Below are 349 nucleotides of genomic sequence, written 5' to 3'. Positions count from 1 at the left end.
TGGCCCATCTCCTGCTACTGGCCGGCCTCGCCGCCTATTTCCTCGTCGGCGTCGCCCACCGGGAACCGGGGGCCTACGGCGCGCCCGGCCTCATCCTGGCCTGCGCCATCCGTCTCGCCGGCGAAAAATCCCTGCTCTGGCTCACCCTGCACCACGTACTCGGGGTCAACCTCCACAATCCGCCGCTGGCCGCCATGGCGCTCGCCCTGGCCGCCGCCGCCGCGCTCCTCGCCGTGGCCCTCCGCCGCGCGCCCACGCTATGGCGCCCGGCCGCCGTCACGCTCGGCGGCATCCTGCTGCTCTCCGCGCTGCTCGCGGCCGGCCGAGGCGATGCCGGCGCCGCCTTCGT

The 349-nt window shown here is 75.4% G+C and carries 1 protein-coding gene; it reads left to right on the top strand.

Annotated features, from left to right (window positions below):
* On the top strand, positions 1–349 hold a 349-nt coding region (locus R5H29_RS04630; RefSeq protein WP_332328836.1), incomplete at both ends, for a hypothetical protein.

This window comes from Stenotrophomonas sp. A3_2, from assembly GCF_036624925.1.
In the GTDB taxonomy this organism is placed as follows: domain Bacteria; phylum Pseudomonadota; class Gammaproteobacteria; order Xanthomonadales; family Xanthomonadaceae; genus Stenotrophomonas; species Stenotrophomonas hibiscicola.
Note: the sequence above shows the minus strand (reverse complement) of the source record. Positions and strands in the feature narration are given on the sequence as shown.